The sequence below is a fragment of the Rhizobacter sp. P3_B12 genome (assembly GCF_056402895.1).
In genome coordinates this window covers 1-19905 of record NZ_JBFUGN010000024.1, presented here as the reverse complement: position 1 = coordinate 19905, position 19905 = coordinate 1, and the positions used below count along the sequence as shown (strand labels likewise).

Below are 19905 nucleotides of genomic sequence, written 5' to 3'. Positions count from 1 at the left end.
GAAGAGGTGGACAAGCTGGTGTGGGCGATCCGCTGGGGCGCGGATACCGTGATGGACCTGTCGACCGGCGAGAACATCCACGAGACGCGCGAGTGGATCCTGCGCAACTCGCCGGTGCCCATCGGCACGGTGCCGATCTACCAGGCGCTCGAGAAGGTGAACGGCCGCGCCGAGGAGCTCACCTGGGAGCTGTTCCGCGACACGCTGATCGAGCAGGCCGAGCAGGGCGTCGACTACTTCACCATCCATGCCGGCGTGCGGCTCGCGCACGTGCCGCTCACCGCGAACCGGCTGACCGGCATCGTCTCGCGCGGCGGCTCGATCATGGCCAAGTGGTGCCTGTCGCACCACCGCGAGAGCTTCCTGTACGAACGCTTCGGCGAGATCTGCGAGATCATGAAGGCGTACGACGTCTGCTTCTCGCTCGGCGACGGCCTGCGTCCCGGCTCGATCGCCGATGCGAACGACGAGGCGCAGTTCGCCGAGCTGACCACGCTGGGCGAGCTGACGCAGGTGGCCTGGCAGCACGACGTGCAGGTGATGATCGAAGGCCCCGGCCACGTGCCGCTGCAGCTGGTGCAGGAGAACGTCGACAAGCAGCTGGCCGCCTGCGCCGAGGCGCCGTTCTACACGCTTGGGCCCCTGATCACCGACATCTCGCCCGGCTACGACCACATCGCGTCGGCGATGGGCGCGGCCAACATCGGCTGGTACGGCACCGCGATGCTGTGCTACGTGACGCCGAAGGAGCACCTGGGCCTGCCGAACCGCGACGACGTGAAGCAGGGCCTGATCGCCTACAAGATCGCCGCGCACGCGGCCGACCTGGCGAAGGGTTTTGCCGGTGCGCAGATGTGGGACAACGCGGTCTCGAAGGCGCGCTTCGAGTTCCGCTGGGAGGACCAGTTCCGCCTGGCGATCGACCCCGACACCGCGATGGCGTACCACGACGAGACGCTGCCGAAGGAGAACGCGAAGGTCGCGCACTTCTGCTCGATGTGCGGCCCGAAGTTCTGCTCGATGAAGATCAGCCAGGAGGTGCGGGCCTTCGCGCAGCGCGATGCGGCGGCGAAGCCGGTGATCGAGATCCGGCAGGCGCTGGACGGCAAGGCCGAGGAGTTCCGCGCGCACGGCGGCGAGCTCTACCTCTGAAAGGCGACTGAGATGGCCCACGACAGCGATGTGCTGATCGCCGGCGCGGGGCTGGCCGGCCGGCTGTGCGCGTGGCGCTATGCGCGCGCCGGGCGGCAGGTGCGGCTGTTCGATGCGGCGCGGCGCGACGACACGCGCTCGGCCAGTGCGGTGGCCGCGGCGATGCTATCGCCGCTGGCCGAGCTGGCAGTTGCTGATGCGCAGGTGCATGCGCTCGCGCAGCAGGCGATGGCGCTGTGGCCCGACTGGCTGCTCGCGCTGCAGGCCGACAGCGGGCGCCCGGTGTACTTCCGCCGCGCCGGCACGCTGGTGCTGGCGCATGCCGCGGATGGCGGCAGCCTCGACCACTTCGAGCGGGTGCTGCGGCACAAGCTGGCCCCCGCGGAGCAGCACGCGATCCACGTGCTCGACGCGGCCGGCATCGCGTCGCACGAGCCGGCACTCGCCGGCCGCTTCGACCGCGGCCTGCTGCTGGCCGGCGAGGGGCAGATCGCCAACGACGAACTGCTGGTCGCGCTGGCGCGCGCGCTGGACCGCTTTCGCGTGCACTGGCATCAGGACGAGCCGGTGCATCAGCTGCACGCCGACGGGCTGCGCACCGCGCAGGGCGAGTTCCGCGCGCCGCTGGTGATCGACACGCGCGGCCTCGGCGCACGCGCCGACTGGCCGGGGCTGCGCGGCGTGCGCGGCGAGATCCTCAGCGTCGAATGCGAAGGCATCGCGCTGCAGCGGCCGGTGCGGCTGATGCACCCGCGCTACCAGCTCTATGTGGCACCGCGGCCGAAGCAGCGCTTCGTCGTCGGCGCGACCGAACTCGAATCGGAAGACGCCGGCCCGCCCAGCCTGCGCTCGGTGCTGGAGCTGGGCAGCGCGCTGTACAGCCTGCACCCGGCCTTCGCCGAGGCGCGGGTGCTGCGCATCGACGCGGCGCTGCGCCCGGCGCTCGACGACCACTGCCCGCAACTGCGCCGGCACGACGGCGTCTGGCAGCTCAACGGGCTGTACCGCCACGGCTACCTGTGCGCACCGGCGCTGGTGGACCAACTGCTTCAGGAGACGACGTGATGACCGAGGTGTCGATGAATGGCCGCCTGCTGCGCACGCCCGCGGCGACGCTCGCCGAGCTGCTGCAGCAGCAGGGCTACGAACCGCAGGCCGCGATGGCGTGCGCGATCAACCGGCAGTTCGTGCCGCGTGCGGAGTGGCCGTCGCACGTACTGCAAGCCGGCGACCGCATCGACGTGATCGCACCGGTCACAGGAGGCTGAGATGACGTCATGGACCCTCGCCGGCACCCCGCTCGCCAGCCGCCTGCTGCTCGGCACCGCGCACTACCCGTCGCCGCAGGTGCTGGCCGAGGCGGTGCAGGCGAGCGGCACGCAGGTGCTGACCGTCGGCCTGCGCCGCCTGCAGCCGGAGCACGGCGGCGGCAACGCGTTCTGGCAGCGCGTGCGCGCGCTCGGCTGCCACGTGCTGCCGAACACCGCCGGCTGCCACGACGCGCAGGAGGCGATCACGCTCGCGCAGATGGCGCGCGAGCTGTTCGACACGCCGTGGATCAAGCTCGAGGTGATCGGCGACGACTACACGCTGCAGCCCGACCCGTTCGGCACGCTGGAGGCGGCGCGCGTGCTGGTGCGCGATGGCTTCCWGGTGCTCGCCTACACCACCGACGACCTGGTGCTCGCGCAGCGCCTGCACGCGGCCGGCTGTGCTGCGGTGATGCCGTGGGCCGCGCCGATCGGCACCGGGCGGGGGCCGCAGAACCCGTATGCGCTGCAGACGCTGCGCGCGCGGCTGCCCGATGCGGTGCTGATCGTCGATGCCGGGCTCGGCCGGCCGTCGCATGCGGCGCAGGTGATGGAGATGGGCTTCGATGCGGTGCTGCTGAACACCGCGGTCGCGCAGGCCGGCGACCCGGTGCGCATGGCGCGCGCGTTCGCGCAGGCGGTCGACGCCGGGCGGCTCGCGTTCGAGGCCACGCCGATGGGCGAGCGGCAGACGGCGCAGGCCTCGACACCGACGCTCGGCATGCCGTTCTGGCACCAGGCTTGATGGAGATCTCACCATGCGACCCTTGTTGACGATCGCCGGGCACGACCCGGTGCATGGCGCCGGCATCACCGCCGACCTCGCGACCTGGCAGGCGATGGGCCTGGCCGGCAGCAGTGTCGTGACGGCCTTGACGGTGCAGGACAGCCGCGGCCTGAGCGCCTTGCAACCGGCCCCGGCCACGCTGGTGCGCGACGCGTTGCAGGCGCTGCTGCGCGATGGCGAGCCGGGGGCCGTCAAGCTCGGCATGCTGGGCTCGCTGGAGGTGCTGCGCGAGGTGCACGAGTTCGTCGCGGCGCGACGCTGCCCCGTCGTGCTCGATCCGGTGCTCGGCGCGTCGAACGGCCGCAGCAGCCACGATGCGGACGAACGCGCCTGGCTCGACGCGCTGCGTGCACTCGCGCGCGAGGTCGACGTGATCACGCCGAACCTGCCCGAAGCGCAGCGGCTCGGCCTGCTCGACGGCCCGGCAGCCGTGGTGTTGAAAGGCGGGCACGCAGACGGTGACCGAAGCATCGACGAGGTGATCGCCGGCACGCGGCACGCATCGCTGTCGACACCGCGGCTGGCCGGCTCCGCGCATGGCAGCGGCTGCGTGTTCTCGGCCGCGCTGGCCGGCTCGCTCGCGCAGGGCTGGAGCGTGTTCGATGCCGCCTGCATCGCCAAACTGCGTGTGACGGCCGGTCTCGCGCAGGCGATCGAGGTCGGCCCGGGCCGCCCGAACACGAACGCGGCGGCACGGCCCGACAGCACCCACCTGCCCGACTTCCGCTGGGCCGATGACGCAGCCGCGCCGGCCGCGGCCTTCGCGCCGTTGAGCGGCCCGCTCGGCTTCTACGCGGTGCTGCCCGATGCCGACTGGGTCGAGCGCGCGCTCGCGATGGGGGTGCGCACGCTGCAGCTGCGCCTGAAGGCCGGCAGCCTGCCGCCCGCCGAGCTGGCGGCGCAGTTGCGCGCGGCGGTGCGTGCGGCGCGCGAGGTGCCGGGCGCGCAGCTCTTCATCAACGACCACTGGCGCGAGGCGCTCGACCTGGGCGCCTACGGCCTGCACCTCGGCCAGGAGGACATCGCCACGGCCGATCTCGGTGCGATCCAGGCAGGGGGGCTGCGCCTGGGCGTCAGCTCGCACACGCCGTTGGAGATGTGCCGCGCGCAAGCGCTGCGGCCGTCGTACATCGCGATCGGGCCGGTCTACCCGACGACACTGAAGGCGATGGCCTACGAGCCGGTGGGGGTGGAGCGGCTGGCACAGTGGGTGTCGTGGCTGAAGCCGGAACATCCGGTGGTCGCGATCGGCGGCATCAGCCTGGAACGCGCGCCGCAGGTGGCGGCCACCGGCGTCGATTCGATCGCGGTGGTCAGTGCGCTGACGCAGGCGGCAGATCCGCAAGCGGTGGCCGCGTCATTCGTAGCCCGGATGCCAATCCGGGTGCGGCCGTGATGTGACGAACCATCCCCGGATTGGCATCCGGGCTACGGCTTCGGTTCCGCGACGAAGCCGATGCGGTTCAGCCCGGCCTTCTGCACGGCGCCGATCAGCTCGGCGACACGGCCATACGGCACCGTGCGGTCGGCGCGCAGCTGCACCTCGGTCGCAGGGTTCTTCTGCGCCGCCTGGGCCACCTGGTCGGCGAAGGCGACGGCATCGACCGGCTTGTCGCCGACGAACAACTGGCCCTGCGCGTCGATCGCGACCGCGATGAAATCCGGCGCCTCGTTCGGCGTCGCGGCCTCGGCGCGCGGCAGGTCGAGCTTGAGGCTGCTGCTCATCAGCGGTGCGGTGATCATGAAGATCACCAGCAGCACCAGCATCACGTCGATCAGCGGCGTCATGTTGATGTCGCTCATCGGTGTCGGCCCGGCCGTGCGTTCGAGGCGACCGAAGGCCATGGCCTGTCCTCCGCTCAGGCCTGCGCGGCTGCAACGGCCACAACAGCGTCGCGGCTGTGGTCGATCATCATCTCGCGCAGGTCGTGCGCGAAGCCTTCGAGCTCGGCCTCGCACGCGCCGACGCGCTTGCCGAACACGTTGTAGGCCAGCACCGCGGGGATCGCGACCGCCAGGCCCGCGGCCGTCATCACCAGCGCCTCGCCGACCGGGCCCGACACCTTCTCGATCGTGATCGAGCCGCCCGCCGAGATGCTCAGCAACGCGTGGTAGATGCCCCAGACCGTGCCGAACAGCCCGATGAACGGCGCGGTGCTGCCGATCGATGCGAGCAGCACCTGGCCGAACTGCAGCTGCGCGAGCACCGCGTGCAGTGCGTCGCGCAGGCGGCGCGTGAGCTGCGATTCGAGCCGGCCGAGGCCTTCGAGCGTGCCGGCCGGCGGCGTGGCGATCGCGGCATCGAGCAGCGGGCGCAGCACGGCTTCGCGGTCGAATGCGGCCAGCTGCTCGCGGCCGCCATCGAGCGTGGGCGCGGCCCAGAACGCCGGCACCGCGCGGGCGATGTCGAGCCGCGCGCGGCGCAGCAGCCAGCCCTTCCAGAAGATCAGCACCCAGGCGCTGACCGACATCAGCAACAGCAGCGCCGCGACGCTGCGCGTGATCAGGTCGCCCTGCAGCCAGAAGTGTTCGATGCTCGTCATGCGGTGTTCAGAGGCCCAGCACGTCGTTCATCGAGAACAGCCCGCTCGATCGCGACGCGAGGAAGCGGGCCGCCCGCAGGCTGCCCTGCGCGTAGGTGACGCGGCTGGAGCTCTTGTGCGTGATCTCGATGCGCTCGCCGGTGCCGGCGAACAGCACGGTGTGGTCGCCGACGATGTCGCCGCCGCGCACCGTCGCGAAGCCGATCGTCGACGGATCGCGCTCGCCGGTGACGCCTTCGCGGCCGTAGACCGCGCAATCCTTCAGGTTGCGGCCCAGCGCCTTGGCCACCACCTCGCCCATCGCCAGCGCGGTGCCGCTCGGTGCATCGACCTTGTGGCGGTGGTGGGCCTCGATGACCTCGATGTCGTAGCCCTCGTTCAGCGCGCGGGCGGCCAGGTCGAGCAGCTTGAACGCGACGTTGACGCCGACGCTCATGTTCGGCGACATCATGATCGCGAGGTGCTTGGCGTGGTCGGCGATCGCGGCCTTCTGGTCGTCACTGAAACCGGTGGTGCCGATCACCGCCTTGACGCCCAGCTCGCGGCACACCGCCAGGTGGGCGAGCGTGCCTTCGGGGCGGGTGAAGTCGATCAGCAGCTGGGCGTTCGCGAGGCCGGCGCGCAGGTCGTCGGTGATGGTGACGCCGCTGGTGCGGCCGAGCCAGGCGGTGGCGTCGTGGCCGAGGGCCGGGGTGCCGGCGCGATCGAGCGCACCGGCCAGCACGACGTCGTCGGCCGCCGTGACGGCCTCGATCAGCATGCGGCCCATGCGGCCGCTCGCGCCTGCAACGGCAATGCGCAAGGGACTGGCGCTCATGAACGCTCGAGCGGCGGGTAGCTGCGGATCGGGCCCTCGGGTGCCGATGCGGCGGGCTCGGGCGGCTTCGGCGGCACCGGCAGCGCCTTCAGCTGCTCGTCGGTGAGCGCGAGCGGCGGTGCGTTGCGCGAGGTCTTGAAGGTGTCGATCGATTGCACGAACTCGCGTTCGCCTGGCAGTTCGGGCGCGTTGATGCTGGCCATCTTGTCGCCGTCGAACAGCACGACGACGCTGCGCTGTTGCGGCTCGGCGCCCTGGCGCTTGATCGTGAAGACGTAGTCCCAGCGGTTCGCGTGGAAGGTGTCGGTCAGCAGCGGCGAGCCGAGCACGTCGCGCACCTGGGCGCGGGTCAGGCCCGGCTTCACCAGCGCCACCTGCTCCTTGGTCAGCACGTTGCCCTGCACGACCTCGACGCGGTAGGGGGTGATGACGCCCAGGAAGTTGTCGGAGGATTGCAGGGAGCTGCAGCCGGTGAGCGAGCCTGCAGACAGCGCGGCGCCAGCGGCGGCCAGCGCCAGGAACGGGAAAGAACGCATGGTGATGTGCGTGCGCGCCGGGAAGCGGGCATCAACCTCGATATGATTCGGCGATTCTAGCGGGTGGCTCCGGCCGCCCTGCCCTTGCAGCGCCACCGAGATTTGCCATGTCCAATGCCGACGAACTCAAGAGCAGCGGCCTGAAGGCCACGCTGCCGCGCATCAAGATCCTCGATGTGTTCCAGAACACCACGCAGCGGCACATGACCGCCGAGGATGTCTACAAGGCCCTGCTGCTCGAAGGGGCCGACATCGGGTTGGCGACGGTGTACCGCGTGCTGATGCAGTTCGAGCAGGCCGGCATCCTGTCGCGCAACCATTTCGAGTCGGGCAAGGCGGTGTTCGAGCTCAACGAGGGCAAGCACCACGACCACCTGGTGTGCCTGGACTGCGGCAAGGTCGAGGAGTTCTACGACGCCGAGATCGAGAAGCGGCAGAAGAACATCGCGCACACGCGGGGGTTCGAGTTGCAGGACCATGCGCTGGCCCTGTACGCGGTTTGCACCAAGAAGCACTGCGAGAACAAGAAGTAGATCTTTCCTGCCCGGGGGGGTGTTCACTGCGTGAGGCTGCTGCCGGGTCTCGCCCCGGCGGGCGAGTCACTTTCATTTGAGCCCAAATGAAAGTAACCAAAGCAAAGGGCTTTGAAAACCATACGGTTCGTTCAGTCTGGCTGCGGACAACACGGCCRCTTCGGCTGCACATCCACGTTCATTGGGATTGTTGCTCTCCCGCTCCCCCCGACTCGCTCGCTTCGCGTCGCATCGTCTTGCACCGGCGGTCGCCGCAGCCACTGCGTCATCCCGGCGATGCGCAGCGAGCTGGGTGGAGAAGAACGGCCAACAATCCCAATGAACGTGGAGCYCCAGCCGAAGTGGCMGTGTTGTCCGCAGCGGGRCAGAACGAACCGTATGGTGTTGTATTGAAGCGCCTTTGCTTTGGTTACTTTCATTTGGCAAGACAAATGAAAGTGACTCGCCCGCCGGGGCGAGACCCGGCCCCCCCGCCCGGGCAGGGCGATCTCACTCAAGTTCTGGGTTCTGCATCGCCCGCTGATGCCTCTCGATGAACTCGCGATACGTATCGATGCCACGCAACTGCAGGATCGTGTTGCGCACCGCCGCCTCGACCAGCACCGCCAGGTTGCGCCCCGCATCCACCGCAATCACCACCTTGCGCACCGGCACGTTGAGGATGTCCTCGTTCAGCGGCTCATAGGGCAGGCGCTCGAAGTCGCGGTCCAGCGTCTCCTTGCGCACCAGGTGCACGATCAGCTTCAGCCGCATCTTCCGGCGCACCGCGGTCTCGCCGAAGATCGCCTTGATGTCCAACAGGCCGATGCCACGCACCTCCAGCAGGTTCATCAGCAGCTCCGGACACCGCCCTTCCAGCGCCGTCTGCGAAATGCGGAACAGGTCGACCGCATCGTCGGCCACCAACCCGTGCCCGCGCGAGATCAGCTCCAGGCCCAGCTCGCTCTTGCCCAGGCCCGATTCACCCGTCAGCAGCACGCCGACACCCAGGATGTCCATGAACACGCCGTGCCGCGTCGTGCGCTCGGCAAACAGCTGGCTCAGGTAGCCGCGCACCACGTCGATCACATGGCCTGCCGATTCGTCGGTGACGAACAGCGGGATGTCGGCGCGGTCGCACAGCGCCACCAGCCGGTTCGGCGGCACCTGCTTGTCGGCAACGATCACCACCGGCGGCTCCAGCGTCACGATGCGCTGGATGCGGCGCTCCTGGTCCTCGGGCGATGCATCCTGCAGGTAGGCGACCTCGCGGCGGCCGACGATCTGCACGCGGTACGGGTGGATGTAGTTCAGGTAGCCGACCAGGTCGGCCGCCGATTGCGCGTTGCGCACCGCCGCCTCGTCGAAGCGGCGCTCCGGGTGGGCGTGGCCGGCGATCCATTCCCAGCGCAGCGCCGGACGGTGCTCCTCGAACAGCGCCTCCGCACTGATGACCGACGGTTTCACGCGCCGGCCCCGTCGCAGCCCGCAGACGGGGTCATGCCACCGACTTCAGCGGTTCCCAATTGGAGATCAGCTCGTGCACGCGCGCAGCCGGGGCCTCGCTCTTCAGGCGCTCGCGCAACTCGCGCTCGCTGAGCATCTCGGCGATCTCGGAGAGGATCTCGAGATGGCGCTGCGTGGCCGCCTCGGGCACCAGCAGGAAGATCAGCAGGCTGACCGGCTCGTCATCGGGCGCGTCGAACGGAATCGGCTGCTGCACGCGCACGACGGCGGCCAGCGGATTCTTCAGGCCCTTGATGCGGCCGTGCGGGATCGCGACCCCATGGCCCAAGCCGGTGGAACCCAGGCGCTCGCGGGCGAACAGGTTGTCGGTGACCGTGGCACGCGCAATGGCGTGCTGGTTTTCGAACAGCAGGCCCGCATGCTCGAACGCACGCTTCTTGCTGGTGGCCTCCACGTCGATCAGGACGTTGGTCACGGGGAGAATGGCGGCGAGTCGATTCATCGGCGGGTCACTTCTGGCCTCGGATGGAGGCATTCATTCGGCGATGTGCCACAGCGGTATGCCGTGTCAGTCTTAACGGGAAATTATAGAAACCGGGTTGACGGCGCAAGGTCGGACGGCCCCGCCGAAGGCCAAATTCTGCACGCGACGCTGCATTGCAGCAACGTAAGGGCCCGGTTCGAGGGGGTCGACGCACCAAGTGCGGGCGAAACCTTGCCGAAACCCAACCGGAATCTGCGCCGGCCGAAAGAAAAAGCGGCCCGCAGGCCGCTCGACGGTCGCATCCGCGGATCGCACCGCGGGTGGCGGATTCACAAGGTCGCATCGATCCGCTTGGCAGCCACATGGTGGTGGTCCTGCAGCTTGTCCTTGTGGCGGCAGACCTGCCGGTCCAGCTTGTCCATCAACTGGTCGATGGCAGCGTAGAGGTCTTCGTGGCAGTTCTCGACGAAGATGTCCTTTCCCTTCACATGCAGCGTGACTTCAGCCTTTTGCCTGCGTTCCTTCTCCTTCAGCTTCTCGACGGATAGCAGTACGTTGATATCCACCACCTGGTCAAAATGGCGCGTGATCCGATCCAGCTTGGTGAGAACGTACTCACGGAGTGCTGGCGTCACCTCGAGGTGGTGTCCGCTGATCGTCAAATTCATGAGATCTCCTTTCGCAGGGGTGGGGGGAAGCCGGGAGGGGGTCGCCGTGAACGGCATGGGGCGATGCGTGAGGAGAGGGTGGACCGGGAGGTCGTTGAAAACAGTGTGCACCTGCCCGGGGGGTGTGACAAGCTAAAGACACCCGCAAAACCCTGGTATCGGGTGCTCCCGCTGGACGCGGCGCGGCAGGCGTGAGAAGGTCGACGTTTTCAGCGATGTGATAATCCGCCGTTGACCTGAACGACTGCCGGAGCCCTTGCATGCTGAATGTGTTCACGCTGGTCAACGGCCGGCTGTTTCAGGAAGAGATCGCGAGCGCCGACACGCTGGCCCACGTGACGCCGGTGTGGGTCGATCTCGAAGCGCCCACCCCCGAGGAAAAGAGCTGGATCGCCGAGCATTTCGGCGTCACCATCCCCGAGGACGTGGTCGACGACGACCTGGAGGAATCGGCCCGCTTCTACGAAGAAGACAACGGCGAGCTGCACATCCGCTCCGACTTCCTGATCGATGACGACGAGACCCCGCGCAACGTGCGGGTCGCCTTCATCCTGCACAACAAGGTGCTGTTCTCGATCCACGGCGAAGACCTGCCGGTGTTCCGGTTGCTGCGCCTGCGGGCGCGCCGCATCCCGGCCCTGATCGAGGACGCGAAGGACGTGCTGCTGAAGCTCTACGACGCCGATGCCGAGTACAGCGCCGATGCGCTCGAGGGCATCTACGACAGCCTGGAGGCGGTCGGCGCGCGCGTGCTGAAGAAGGAGATCACCGACAGCGACGCCGCGCTGGTGCTGGCCGCGATCGCACGCGAGGAAGACCTGAACGGCCGCATCCGCCGCAACGTGATGGACACGCGGCGCGCGGTGAGCTTCATGATGCGCAGCCGCATGCTGAACGCCGAGCAGTTCGAGGAGTCGCGCCAGATCCTGCGCGACATCGATTCGCTGGACAGCCACACCGCGTTCCTGTTCGACAAGATCAACTTCCTGATGGACGCGACGGTCGGCTTCATCAACATCAACCAGAACAAGATCATCAAGCTGTTCTCGGTGGCGAGCGTCGCGCTGCTGCCGCCGACGCTGATCGCGAGCATCTACGGGATGAACTTCAAGGCGATGCCGGAGCTGGACTGGTCGCTCGGCTACCCGTACGCGCTGGTGCTGATGGCGCTCAGCGTCATCGCCCCCTTCTGGTACTTCAGGCGCAAGGGCTGGCTCTGAGGGTGGACTCGCCTGTCGGCTGAGACCGTCGACCAGCGCGGCCAGGGCCGCGGGCCCTGGCCGGGAATAAAAACCGCTGCACAGCGCCCCGCGGCGAAGGAGGGAGGGAGGAGGGAGGAGGAGAACCGCCTCGGGATTTCAGCCTGCGGAGCAGGCCGGCTGTGCAACGCAAGAACCGGATCCAGAGACGTGCTGCAGGCATTCGCCCCGGCGCGTCTCTGGAGGGATGAGACGCCCAGTGTCCGCGTGAGTTCCGTCATTCATCGAAAAAAAACATGTCCCGATGTGACCCGCCACCGGGCGTGGCCGGTGGCGGTGACATCGAGGCGGCGTGCCGGGCCCATCACTTCGCGCCGAGCTGGCGTTCGATCTCGCGCACGAAGGCCGCGTCGTCCGGCTCGACCGTGCTGGCGAAGCTCTGCACCGCGTTGCCGTCGCGCGAGACCACGTACTTGTGGAAGTTCCACTTCGGCACCGCGCCGGTCCGCCTGCGCAGTTCCACGTACAGCGGATCGACCGGCGCGCCGCCAGACTCGGCCACGCGGGTCTTCGTGAACATCGGAAATTTCACGCCGAAGGTGTTTTCGCAGAAGTCGGCGATGTCCTTGCTTGAGCCCGGCTCCTGCGCGCCGAAATCATTGGAGGGGAATCCCAGCACGACCAGCCCGCGGTCGCGGTAGCGCTGGTACAGCGCCTCCAGGCCCTTGTATTGAGGCGTGAAGCCGCAGAAGCTCGCGGTGTTGACGATCACGACGACCTGGCCGGCGTACTGGCACAGGTTCTGCGGCTTCTCGTCCTGCAGGCGCAGCGCTTGCCGGTCCAGCAAGGCCGGGCAGGCCGGGGCCGCCGAAGCGGCCACGGGTGCCAGCAGCGCGCCGGCGAGCACGGCCCAGGCCAGGGCGCGGGGGAGTCGGAAGTGGTGGAAGTGGCTCATGAGGTGGGCTCGTTCAAGTCAGGATGGGTGTCGATGTCAACGAATCGCTCAATTTTGTCGTCATTGTCCGGGTTTGCCCTGGACAATGTTGAACTGCCCGGGCCGCTTGTCAACCCGGGCGCGCCACGATGAAAGGCCCCACGCTGTCGATCGCCGCCGTCGAACGCGACACCGGGCTCAGCAAGGACACCTTGCGGGTCTGGGAGCGCCGCTACGGCTTTCCGCTGCCGCAGCGCGATGCGCTCGGCGAGCGCTCGTATCCGCTCGACCAGGTCGAGAAGCTGCGCATCGTGCGCCGGCTGATGGATGGCGGGCACCGGCCGGGCCGGGTCGTCGGGATGCCGATCGACGAGTTGCGCCGGCTCAGCGAGAGCAGCCCCGAACCGGTGCGCCGCGCCGCCGCGGCCCGGCCCGTCGAGCCGGTCGCACCGGCCTTGCTCCAGTACCTCGAACTCGTTCGTGCCCATGACCTGGCCGCGTTGCGACGCCTGCTGACGCAGGCCCAGCTGAGCCTGGGCCTGGCCCGCTTCGTGGTGGAAGTGGTGGTGCCCCTCAATACGCTGGTCGGCGACGCCTGGATGCGCGGGCAGCTGGAGATTTACCAGGAGCACGCCTGCACCGAGGTGCTGCACGGCGTGATGCGCCAGGCGCTGTACCTGCTGCCGCCGCCGCCGGCCGAGGCACGCCCGAACGTGCTGCTGACCACCTTCCCGGGCGAGCCGCACGGGCTGGGCCTGCTGCTGGCCGAGGTGCTGCTGGGTGTGGACGGCGCGCACTGCACCTCGCTCGGGCTGCAGACGCCGCTGTGGGACACGGTGCTGGCGGCCAGGGCGTTCCGGTCCGACATCGTCGTGCTGGCCTTCAGCGGCGCCACCAACCCGCAGCAGGTCACCGACAGCCTGGCCGAGCTGCGGACGAAGCTCGCGCCGGAAGTCGAGGTCTGGGTGGGTGGTGCGGCACCGGTGCTGCACCGGCGCACGCCGGCCGGCATCACCGCGCTGGCGACGCTCGGCGACCTGCAGGGGGCACTGAGGCGCTGGCGCGAACCAGCGCCGCGATAACCTTCATGTCGTCTGTCATGTGACTGACTGTCACGATGGCCCGTCTAGAATGCCGCCGGACTTCCACAGGCCCTACCATGCTTTACCCCGAACTGTTCAAGCAACTCGAGGCTGTCCGCTGGAACATGGACACCGACATTCCCTGGGATCAGTTCGATGGCAGCCAGCTCAGCGAAGAGCAAGCCCAGACCATCAAGATGAACGCGATCACCGAGTGGGCGGCGCTGCCGGCCACCGAGATGTTCCTGCGCGACAACCGCGATGACAGCGATTTCTCCGCCTTCATGAGCGTCTGGTTCTTCGAGGAGCAGAAGCACTCGCTGGTGTTGATGGAGTACCTGCGACGCTTCCGGCCCGACCTGGTGCCGAGCGAAGACGAGCTGCATGCGGTGCGCTTCGAGTTCGACCCGGCACCGGCGCTCGAGACGCTGATGCTGCACTTCTGCGGCGAGATCCGCCTGAACCACTGGTACCGCCGCGCCGCCGAATGGCACAGCGAGCCGGTGATCAAGGCCATCTACGAGACGCTCGCGCGCGACGAGGCCCGCCACGGCGGCGCCTACCTGCGCTACATGAAGCGCGCGATGCAGAAGTTCGGCGACGAGGCGCGTGCCGCGTTTGCGAAGGTCGGCGTGCTGATGGCCAGCGCCCGCCGCACCGCGCAGGCGCTGCACCCGACCAACCTGCACGTGAACGTCAAGCTGTTCCCGCGCGACACCATCCAGAGCCGCCTGCCCAACCCCGAGTGGCTGGAGCAGTGGCTGGACCGCCAGATCCAGTTCGACGCGGTCTGGGAGACCAAGGTCGTCGAGCGCATCCTGCACAACATGAGCCTGCTGATGGAACGCAGCTTCGCGAGCGTGCAGGAGCTGAACCGCTTCCGCAAGGAAATGACCGCCGCGCTGACCGCCGCCGCCAAGGGCGGGCCGGGGACCCAGCCGGCGTGATGGGCCACGGCCTGCAGCGCGACCGGGTGGCGTCCTTTCTCGACAAGCTGTGCCCGCGCGAGCAGCTCGCGGCACGGCTGGCCGCGCTGCCGCGCCCGCTGGTGTTCACGAACGGCGTGTTCGACATCCTGCACCGCGGCCACGTCAGCTACCTCGCGCAGGCGCGCAAACTGGGCGGCAGCCTGGTGATCGGGCTGAACAGCGATGCGTCGGCGCGCCTGCTCGGCAAGGGCCCCGACCGGCCGCTGAACGCCGAGACCGACCGCGCCTGCGTGCTCGCCGCGCTGGAGAGCGTCAGCCTGGTGACCCTGTTCGATGAGAAGACGCCGGTGGCGCTGCTCGGCGAGGTGCGGGCCGACCTGTACGTGAAGGGTGGCGACTACGACATGGAGACACTCGAAGAGACGCGGCTCGTGCGCAGCTGGGGCGGCCAGGCGCTGGCGATTCCGTTCGTCGACGGCTACTCGACGACGGCGCTCGTGAAGCGCATCCGCGCCTGAACGCCTGATCAGGCCTTCGCGGGCCGGTTCACCACCGCGATCCCGATCGCGACACCGGCCAGCGCCACCACCAGTCGCGCGGTGATCGGCTCGCCGAGCAGCCACAGCCCGAGCAGCAGCCCGAACACCGGCGTCAGCAGCGTGAACGCGGCCAGCCGCGTCGCGGGGTAGTGGCGCACCAGCCAGAACCACATCAGGTAGCTGGCCGACGTGACGACCACCACCTGGAACGCGAGCGAGCCCCAGGCGAGCGGCGACAACGCGTGCGGCAGCGGCTGCCCGCCGGCGAGCGCGACCAGCGTCAGCAGCACGCCCGACACGCCGAGCTGGTACAGCAGCGTCTTCTCGGCCGAGGCGCCCGACAGCCGGGTGCCGCGGATCGCCAGCGTGGTCGCGCCCCACAGCACGCCGGCCGTCACACCGAGCGCGTCGCCGATCCACTGCTGCGCGCCGACGGCCGGCTGCGAGAAGCCCTCGGCGAAGGCCCACGCGACGCCGGCGAACGCGGCCACCAGCCCCCCCACCTGCACGCCCGACAGCCGCTCCGATTTCGCGATGAACGGCATGCCGAGCGCGACGACGAACGGCGACAGGTAGATGAACACCACCATGCGCGACGCGCTGGTGAACTGCAGCCCGAGGAAGATGCAGACGAACTCGGCGGCGAACAGCGCGCCGGCAAGCAGGCCGCCGGCCAGCGTGCCGTCGCGTTCGAACAGCCGGATGCCGCGCCAGCGCGACCACAGGAACACCAGCAGCGCGCCGCCCGCCGAGCGCAGCGCCGCCTGCTGCAGCGGCGGCACCTCCGGCAGCGCGGCCTTCGCGGCGACCTGGTTCAGCCCCCACAGGAAGCACAGCCCGATCAGCGAGGTGACGGCCAGCGTATCGAGCGCGCTCTTTCGTTCAGTCATCGAATCCGGTTCCGGCAGGACGGCGCTGCAGGCCCGCGGCGGCCAGCGCGCAGGCGACGCCGACGACCAGCCCGCAGGCATGCGCAATGGGGGCGACGCCGATGTCCCAGCCGGCCGTGTGCTGCACCGGCCCGAGCCACGGCGACTCGCTGAACACCTTCGCGCACAGGCCCGCGAGGACCGCGCCGCCGATCCAGCGGTGAGGGCGCGGCACGCGCAGTGCCGTCAGCAGGTGCACCGCGACGATCGCCACCGCCGCATGCAGCACGCCCGACAGCCCGCCGTAGTGGCGCAGCGCCGGCTGCAGCAGCAGCGCGAGGTGAGTCAATGGCCAGGCCGCGAACCAGGCCGCGCTCATCGGCCACGGCACGCGCGCCGACAGGCCGAGCGCCGCGACCAGCACCAGGCCGAGCAGGTTGGCGCCGAGGTGCAGCAGGCTGAAGTGCACGAACAGCGCCGTCCACCAGCGCCACGGTTCGGTGGCGGCGAGCCCGGGCTGCCAGTCGAGCACCGCCTTCGGCACCGCCTGGGCCGCGAGCGTCGCGAGGAAGATCGAGGCCGACAGCAACCCCCACGCCCGCCCGGGCTGTCGCAATGCGCGGGGACCTTGGGTGATCAAGCGCCGGCCGACGCGGGGAACACGGCGGCGCACAGCGCGAGCACCGCATCGCGGTACGCAGCCAGCGGCGCCGGGTCGAACTGGGTCGGCTGCTCGTCGAGCCGCGCCCGGTGCTGCGCACGGCGCAGCTCGCGGTAGGCATCGGCCGCCGCGCTGCCGACGCCGGCTGGCAGCAGCCCGCAGACCTCGGCGCGCTGCAGCAGCGCGATGTTGCCGACGTTGTCGAGCAGCTCGGGATGCGCCGCACCATGCGCCAGCACCAGCGTCTGCACCGCGAACTCGGCGTCCATCATGCCGCCCGCGCTGTGCTTGACATCGAACAACGCGCCGCGCACCGGATGGGCGCTGCGCACCTTCTCGCGCATCGCCTGCACCTCGGTGCGCAGCGCGGCGGGGTCGCGCGGCGCGCACAGCACCGCGCGGCGCACCGCCTCGAAGCGCGGCGCCAGTTCGGCGTCGCCGGCGCAGAAGCGCGCCCGCGTCACGGCCTGGTGCTCCCAGGTCCACGCGGTGTTGCTGCCGCGGCCGCGCTGGTAGTTCTCGAACGAGGCGAGCGAGGTGACGAGCAGGCCCGAGCTGCCGTTCGGCCGCAGCGCGGTGTCGATGTCGAACAGCTCGCCGGCCGCGGTGCGCAGCGTGAGCCAGGTGATCAGCTTGCGCACGAAGGCGGCATAGACCTCGGCGGCGCGGTCGGTATCGGGCTCGTCGCTGTCGTCGTAGAGGAACACCACGTCGAGGTCGCTGCCGTAGCCGAGCTCCTTGCCGCCCAGCTTGCCGTAGGCGATCACCGCGAAGCGCGGCGCCGGCCGATGCCGCAGCTTCAGGTGGCCCCAGGCCCAGTTCAGCGCGCACTGCAGCGTGGCATCGGCCAGCGCCGACAGGTCGTCGGCCACCTGCTCCACCGTGATGTGGCCTTCGACGTCGCGCACCAGCGTGCGGAACACCTCGGCATGGTGGGCGCGGCGCAGCGTGTCGAGCAGCGATTCTTCGTCGGCCTGGCCGGAGCGCTCCCAGGCCTCGTGGCGGGCCTCCAGGTCGGCGATGAACTCGGTGGCGTCGAAGCGGCCGTGCAGCAGGCGCTCGTCGGCCAGCTCGTCGATCACGCCCGGGTGCTGCATCAGGTAGCGCATCGGCCAGCGCGCCAGGCCGAGCAGGCGCAGCAGCCGGTTGTGCACCTCGGGCCGCTCGACCAGCAGCGCGAGGTAGCTCTCGCGGCGCAGCAGCGGCTCGACCCAGTCGACGAAGCGCGCCGCGGCGTCCATCGTGCAGCGCCGGTCGCCGACGGCCTCGACCGTGCGCGTGATCAGGCGCGCCAGCCGCACCTTGCTGTCATCGCGCAGCGCGCGGATCTTCGGCTGGCCGCACCAGCTGCGCACGCGGCTGGCGATCTCCGGTGGCAGCTTCTCGATGAATTCCTCGCTGTCGACCGGCTGCGGCGGCGGGCCGCAGGTCTTGCAGCTGCCGGCCTTCTTGCCGGGCGGGCAGGCGCCGGGCGCCTGGCCTTCGTGCAGCAGCGCGTCGAACTCGAGCGCGACCATCTCGCGCGCCGCGCCCAGCAGCTCGAGCAGCTCGCACGAGACCTTGCCGCAGTGCAGGCCCATGCTGCGCGCGATCCAGTTCAGGTCTTCGTCGGCGGTCGGCAGCAGGTGCGTCTGCTGGTCGTCGAGGAACTGGATGCGGTGCTCGATGCGGCGCAGGAAGGTGTAGGCCTCGGCCAGCCGGTCGGCGCTGGCCGGCTTCATCAGGCCGCCGGCGGTCAGCTTGGCCAGCGCCTTCAGCGTCGAGCGGGTACGGATCTCGGGGAACTGCCCGCCGCGCACCACCAGCAGCAGCTGCACGATGAACTCGATCTCGCGGATGCCACCACGCGACAGCTTCACGTCGTTCGCGCGCTCCGGCCGGCCGGCGGCGCGGCGCTGCGCCTCGTCGCGCACCTTGCGGTGCAACTGGCGCAGCCCCTCGAACACGCCGTAGTCGAGGTAGCGGCGGTAGACGAAGCTGGTCACGGTGGAGCGCAGCGCGAGCGCGCGGCCGTTGCGCACGCTCTCGCGCGGTGCGACGACGCGGCTCTTCAGCCACGCGAAGCGCTCCCACTCGCGGCCCTGCACCAGGAAGTACTCCTCGAGCATCGCGAGGCTGACGACCGGCGGGCCGGAGTTGCCGTTCGGCCGCAGCGCGAGGTCGACGCGGAACACGAAACCGTCGTCGGTGGTGTCGCCGATCAGCGCGTACAGGCCGCGCGCGAGCTGCGAGAAGTATTCGTGCGCGGTGACCTGCTGCGGCCCGGTGGTCTCGCCGTCTTCTTCATAGACGTAGACCAGGTCGATGTCGGACGAGACGTTCAGCTCGCGCGCCCCCAGCTTGCCCATGCCGACGACCCAGAAGTCGATGCGCCGGCCGTCGGCGTTCAGCGGCGCGCCGTAGCGCTGGTCCTGCTCGTGCTGCGCCTGCGCGATCGCGCGGTCGAGCGTGGTCTCGGCCAGCTCGGTCATCGCTCGGGTGATGTCCTCCATCGCCGCGCCCTGCTCGATGTCGAGCACGGCCAGGCGTTCCAGCACCAGGTGGCGGGCGACGCGCAGCGCGCTCGGCAGCGTGCGCTCGGTGGCCAGCAGCGCGTCGATCAGCGCCTCGATCGGCTCGCGGGTCGGCAGGCCGGGCGCCAGCAGCGACAGCTCGGCGCCAAAGCGGCGGCGGATCCGCTGCACGAAGCGGCTGTGCTCGGCGAGTGCCGGGCCGGGCGTCGCGGGTGCGGCCGTCGCGGCATGGGAGGCCGGCGCGCCGAGGGTGGAAGACTCGAGAGCCATGAGACGTTGCTGCCCGTGTCAAGGAAGGCGGTCGGATTCTGCCCCAGCTGCTATTCCTGTGACGGGCGCAGGCCCGGAGTCCGACGTAAGCTGTGGCGTTCCGGCCTTCACGGCGTGAGGAAGGCCACATTCTTCAGGGAAACCCCGATGCTGATCGCCGCACTTCAAACGGTCTCGACGCCGCGCGTCGACGAGAACCTGGACCATGCCCGCCGGCTCATCGCGCAGGCGGCCGCGGCCGGTGCCCGGCTGGTCGGGCTGCCGGAGTACTTCTGCCTGATGGGCCACAGCGACCGCGACAAGCTCGCGCTGGCCGAGGCGCCGGGCGACGGGCCGATCCAGGCGATGCTGTCCGAGGCGGCGCGCAGCCACGGGATCTGGATCATCGGCGGCACGCTTCCGCTGCGGACCGGCAGCCCCGAGCTCGCGCTCAACGCGAGCTGCGTGTTCGCCCCCGACGGCACGCTCGCGGCGCGCTACGACAAGATGCACCTGTTCCGCTACGACAACGGCCGCGAGAACTTCGACGAGGGCCGCGTGCTGCAGGCCGGCAGCGAGCCGGTGACCTTCGACGCCGACGGGCTGCGCGTGGGCCTGAGCATCTGCTACGACCTGCGCTTCCCCGAGCTGTAC

General features: G+C 69.6%; 22 protein-coding genes. 11 read left to right on the top strand and 11 right to left on the bottom strand.

Going from position 1 to position 19905, the window contains the following annotated elements; translation table 11 throughout:
• From thiC to thiE, 5 genes are all read left to right on the top strand, one after another.
• On the top strand, window positions 1–1152 hold a 1152-nt coding region (thiC, locus tag AC1D01_RS02940), incomplete at its 5' end, for a phosphomethylpyrimidine synthase ThiC (RefSeq protein WP_477864595.1).
• Between the two features lie 12 nt (window positions 1153–1164).
• Entirely contained in the window at window positions 1165–2217 is a 1053-nt protein-coding gene (locus AC1D01_RS02935) for an FAD-dependent oxidoreductase (RefSeq protein WP_477864594.1), read from the top strand.
• The gene (gene thiS, locus AC1D01_RS02930) at window positions 2217–2420 is read left to right on the top strand and encodes a sulfur carrier protein ThiS (RefSeq protein WP_477864593.1); all 204 of its coding nucleotides are present in this window, start codon (window positions 2217–2219) and stop codon (window positions 2418–2420) included. The genes AC1D01_RS02935 and thiS overlap by 1 nt, the downstream gene beginning before the upstream one ends.
• Before the next feature lies 1 nt (window position 2421).
• Complete coding sequence (locus AC1D01_RS02925; RefSeq protein WP_477864592.1) at window positions 2422–3207, top strand: thiazole synthase; 786 nt, start codon at window positions 2422–2424, stop codon at window positions 3205–3207.
• Between the two features lie 13 nt (window positions 3208–3220).
• Window positions 3221–4645, top strand: a complete 1425-nt coding sequence (thiE, locus tag AC1D01_RS02920; RefSeq protein WP_477864591.1) for a thiamine phosphate synthase — start codon at window positions 3221–3223, stop codon at window positions 4643–4645.
• A 32-nt stretch (window positions 4646–4677) separates the two neighbouring features.
• Here the strand turns inward: thiE and AC1D01_RS02915 are convergent, their stop codons facing one another.
• The 4 genes from AC1D01_RS02915 to AC1D01_RS02900 are packed head-to-tail and all read right to left on the bottom strand — an operon-like array spanning window position 4678 to window position 7145.
• Window positions 4678–5094 (bottom strand): ExbD/TolR family protein, encoded by a 417-nt coding sequence (locus AC1D01_RS02915; protein ID WP_477864590.1) that lies wholly within the window; start codon window positions 5092–5094, stop codon window positions 4678–4680.
• Window positions 5095–5108: 14 nt separating this feature from the next.
• On the bottom strand, window positions 5109–5792 hold the full coding sequence (locus AC1D01_RS02910) for a MotA/TolQ/ExbB proton channel family protein (protein WP_477864589.1): 684 nt from the start codon (window positions 5790–5792) through the stop codon (window positions 5109–5111).
• Window positions 5793–5799: 7 nt separating this feature from the next.
• Window positions 5800–6609, bottom strand: a complete 810-nt coding sequence (dapB, locus tag AC1D01_RS02905; RefSeq protein ID WP_477864588.1) for a 4-hydroxy-tetrahydrodipicolinate reductase — start codon at window positions 6607–6609, stop codon at window positions 5800–5802.
• A complete protein-coding gene (locus AC1D01_RS02900; protein ID WP_477864587.1) occupies window positions 6606–7145 on the bottom strand; it encodes an outer membrane protein assembly factor BamE in 540 nt (179 codons plus the stop codon). Before AC1D01_RS02900 ends, dapB begins: the two co-directional genes overlap by 4 nt.
• A gap of 107 nt (window positions 7146–7252) precedes the next feature.
• Here AC1D01_RS02900 and fur point away from each other — a divergent pair, with 107 nt between their 5' ends.
• Window positions 7253–7678: a ferric iron uptake transcriptional regulator gene (fur, locus tag AC1D01_RS02895; protein ID WP_477864586.1), complete on the top strand. Its 426-nt coding sequence runs from the start codon at window positions 7253–7255 to the stop codon at window positions 7676–7678.
• A 489-nt stretch (window positions 7679–8167) separates the two neighbouring features.
• Here fur and hprK read toward each other — a convergent pair whose 3' ends face one another.
• The 3 genes from hprK to hpf form a co-directional block, all read right to left on the bottom strand.
• Entirely contained in the window at window positions 8168–9124 is a 957-nt protein-coding gene (hprK, locus tag AC1D01_RS02890) for an HPr(Ser) kinase/phosphatase (RefSeq protein ID WP_477864585.1), read from the bottom strand.
• A gap of 31 nt (window positions 9125–9155) precedes the next feature.
• Window positions 9156–9626, bottom strand: coding sequence for a PTS sugar transporter subunit IIA (locus AC1D01_RS02885; RefSeq protein ID WP_047501831.1), 471 nt, complete (start codon window positions 9624–9626; stop codon window positions 9156–9158).
• Between the two features lie 311 nt (window positions 9627–9937).
• Window positions 9938–10276 carry a ribosome hibernation-promoting factor, HPF/YfiA family gene (hpf, locus tag AC1D01_RS02880; protein ID WP_047501829.1) on the bottom strand — a complete coding sequence of 113 codons (339 nt, stop codon included), beginning with the start codon at window positions 10274–10276 and terminating at the stop codon, window positions 9938–9940.
• 260 nt (window positions 10277–10536) lie between these two features.
• Here hpf and corA point away from each other — a divergent pair, with 260 nt between their 5' ends.
• On the top strand, window positions 10537–11496 hold the full coding sequence (corA, locus tag AC1D01_RS02875; RefSeq protein ID WP_073462410.1) for a magnesium/cobalt transporter CorA: 960 nt from the start codon (window positions 10537–10539) through the stop codon (window positions 11494–11496).
• A 343-nt stretch (window positions 11497–11839) separates the two neighbouring features.
• Here corA and AC1D01_RS02870 read toward each other — a convergent pair whose 3' ends face one another.
• On the bottom strand, window positions 11840–12430 hold the full coding sequence (locus AC1D01_RS02870; RefSeq protein ID WP_477864584.1) for a glutathione peroxidase: 591 nt from the start codon (window positions 12428–12430) through the stop codon (window positions 11840–11842).
• Window positions 12431–12558: 128 nt separating this feature from the next.
• Here AC1D01_RS02870 and AC1D01_RS02865 point away from each other — a divergent pair, with 128 nt between their 5' ends.
• The 3 genes from AC1D01_RS02865 to rfaE2 all read left to right on the top strand — a co-directional run bounded on the left by AC1D01_RS02865 (window position 12559) and on the right by rfaE2 (window position 14938).
• Window positions 12559–13491 carry a MerR family transcriptional regulator gene (locus AC1D01_RS02865; RefSeq protein ID WP_477864583.1) on the top strand — a complete coding sequence of 311 codons (933 nt, stop codon included), beginning with the start codon at window positions 12559–12561 and terminating at the stop codon, window positions 13489–13491.
• A 77-nt stretch (window positions 13492–13568) separates the two neighbouring features.
• The gene (locus AC1D01_RS02860) at window positions 13569–14438 is read left to right on the top strand and encodes a ferritin family protein (RefSeq protein ID WP_477864582.1); all 870 of its coding nucleotides are present in this window, start codon (window positions 13569–13571) and stop codon (window positions 14436–14438) included.
• Window positions 14438–14938 (top strand): D-glycero-beta-D-manno-heptose 1-phosphate adenylyltransferase, encoded by a 501-nt coding sequence (gene rfaE2, locus AC1D01_RS02855; RefSeq protein WP_477864581.1) that lies wholly within the window; start codon window positions 14438–14440, stop codon window positions 14936–14938. The genes AC1D01_RS02860 and rfaE2 overlap by 1 nt, the downstream gene beginning before the upstream one ends.
• Before the next feature lie 8 nt (window positions 14939–14946).
• On the opposite strand, the gene AC1D01_RS02850 is transcribed toward rfaE2, so the two are convergent.
• From AC1D01_RS02850 to glnE, 3 genes are read right to left on the bottom strand one after another with little or no spacing between them, the layout of a single operon-like run.
• Complete coding sequence (locus AC1D01_RS02850) at window positions 14947–15849, bottom strand: DMT family transporter (protein WP_477864580.1); 903 nt, start codon at window positions 15847–15849, stop codon at window positions 14947–14949.
• On the bottom strand, window positions 15842–16444 hold the full coding sequence (gene rrtA / locus AC1D01_RS02845) for a rhombosortase (RefSeq protein WP_477864579.1): 603 nt from the start codon (window positions 16442–16444) through the stop codon (window positions 15842–15844). Before rrtA ends, AC1D01_RS02850 begins: the two co-directional genes overlap by 8 nt.
• A 20-nt stretch (window positions 16445–16464) precedes the next feature.
• Window positions 16465–19272 carry a bifunctional [glutamate--ammonia ligase]-adenylyl-L-tyrosine phosphorylase/[glutamate--ammonia-ligase] adenylyltransferase gene (gene glnE, locus AC1D01_RS02840; RefSeq protein WP_477864578.1) on the bottom strand — a complete coding sequence of 936 codons (2808 nt, stop codon included), beginning with the start codon at window positions 19270–19272 and terminating at the stop codon, window positions 16465–16467.
• Between the two features lie 147 nt (window positions 19273–19419).
• On the opposite strand from glnE, the gene AC1D01_RS02835 reads away from it, so the two are divergent.
• A partial coding sequence (locus tag AC1D01_RS02835) for a nitrilase-related carbon-nitrogen hydrolase (RefSeq protein ID WP_477864577.1) occupies window positions 19420–19905 on the top strand: 486 nt, incomplete at its 3' end.

Coding starts and splice junctions, on each gene's coding strand:
- AC1D01_RS02850 (WP_477864580.1), bottom strand. CDS start 15,849: ATGACTGAACGAAAGAGCGCGCTCGATACGCTGGCCGTCACCTCGCTG.
- AC1D01_RS02915 (WP_477864590.1), bottom strand. CDS start 5,094: ATGGCCTTCGGTCGCCTCGAACGCACGGCCGGGCCGACACCGATGAGC.
- hpf (WP_047501829.1), bottom strand. CDS start 10,276: ATGAATTTGACGATCAGCGGACACCACCTCGAGGTGACGCCAGCACTC.
- AC1D01_RS02910 (WP_477864589.1), bottom strand. CDS start 5,792: ATGACGAGCATCGAACACTTCTGGCTGCAGGGCGACCTGATCACGCGC.
- thiE (WP_477864591.1), top strand. CDS start 3,221: ATGCGACCCTTGTTGACGATCGCCGGGCACGACCCGGTGCATGGCGCC.
- dapB (WP_477864588.1), bottom strand. CDS start 6,609: ATGAGCGCCAGTCCCTTGCGCATTGCCGTTGCAGGCGCGAGCGGCCGC.
- corA (WP_073462410.1), top strand. CDS start 10,537: ATGCTGAATGTGTTCACGCTGGTCAACGGCCGGCTGTTTCAGGAAGAG.
- AC1D01_RS02865 (WP_477864583.1), top strand. CDS start 12,559: ATGAAAGGCCCCACGCTGTCGATCGCCGCCGTCGAACGCGACACCGGG.
- AC1D01_RS02860 (WP_477864582.1), top strand. CDS start 13,569: ATGCTTTACCCCGAACTGTTCAAGCAACTCGAGGCTGTCCGCTGGAAC.
- AC1D01_RS02900 (WP_477864587.1), bottom strand. CDS start 7,145: ATGCGTTCTTTCCCGTTCCTGGCGCTGGCCGCCGCTGGCGCCGCGCTG.
- thiS (WP_477864593.1), top strand. CDS start 2,217: ATGACCGAGGTGTCGATGAATGGCCGCCTGCTGCGCACGCCCGCGGCG.
- AC1D01_RS02885 (WP_047501831.1), bottom strand. CDS start 9,626: ATGAATCGACTCGCCGCCATTCTCCCCGTGACCAACGTCCTGATCGAC.
- glnE (WP_477864578.1), bottom strand. CDS start 19,272: ATGGCTCTCGAGTCTTCCACCCTCGGCGCGCCGGCCTCCCATGCCGCG.
- rfaE2 (WP_477864581.1), top strand. CDS start 14,438: ATGGGCCACGGCCTGCAGCGCGACCGGGTGGCGTCCTTTCTCGACAAG.
- AC1D01_RS02935 (WP_477864594.1), top strand. CDS start 1,165: ATGGCCCACGACAGCGATGTGCTGATCGCCGGCGCGGGGCTGGCCGGC.
- AC1D01_RS02870 (WP_477864584.1), bottom strand. CDS start 12,430: ATGAGCCACTTCCACCACTTCCGACTCCCCCGCGCCCTGGCCTGGGCC.
- fur (WP_477864586.1), top strand. CDS start 7,253: ATGTCCAATGCCGACGAACTCAAGAGCAGCGGCCTGAAGGCCACGCTG.